At 60.4% G+C, this 454-nt stretch carries 1 protein-coding gene; it reads left to right on the top strand.

What is annotated here, in order from left to right; genetic code table 11:
- On the top strand, positions 1–454 hold a 454-nt coding region (locus tag D7X55_RS46350), incomplete at both ends, for a hypothetical protein (protein WP_199747405.1).

The raw sequence follows: 454 nt of genomic DNA, 5'->3' as shown, positions 1-454 counted from the left end.
GTACCTGACCATGATCTACCGCCCCGTGGTGGCGGGTAAGCGCTTCGTAGAGAAGTCGGCGAACGTGGACAAGCTGCGCGCCGAGCAGGAGCAGGCGGTCGAAAAGCTGATGGAGCTGGCCGGCAACGTCGAGGCCGTCATCCGGGACTATGCGCCATACCGCCTGGGAATGTACGAGGCCAAGAACGGCGTGGTGTTCTCGGAAACGCTGGAGCTGTTCGGTTACCTGATCAATCGCATCGACGAGCCGGTGCCGGTGCTGTCGGCACCGATCAAGGACTACCTGCCTGTCAGCCGCCATATGTTCTCGGCCAAGACCGGCGATTTCGCGATCAATACCCCCAATGGTGCCAACCACTTCGGCGCCATTCTGAACATCAAGGAGTATGCCGAGGGCACTTACCCGGGCATCCTCAACGGCCTGAAGTACCTCGACTACGAGTACGTCATCACC

The sequence above is a fragment of the Corallococcus sp. AB049A genome (assembly GCF_003668885.1).
GTDB lineage: Bacteria > Myxococcota > Myxococcia > Myxococcales > Myxococcaceae > Corallococcus > Corallococcus interemptor.
The sequence above is the reverse complement of the archived record's forward strand: the minus strand, read 5'-3'. Positions and strand labels throughout refer to the sequence as shown.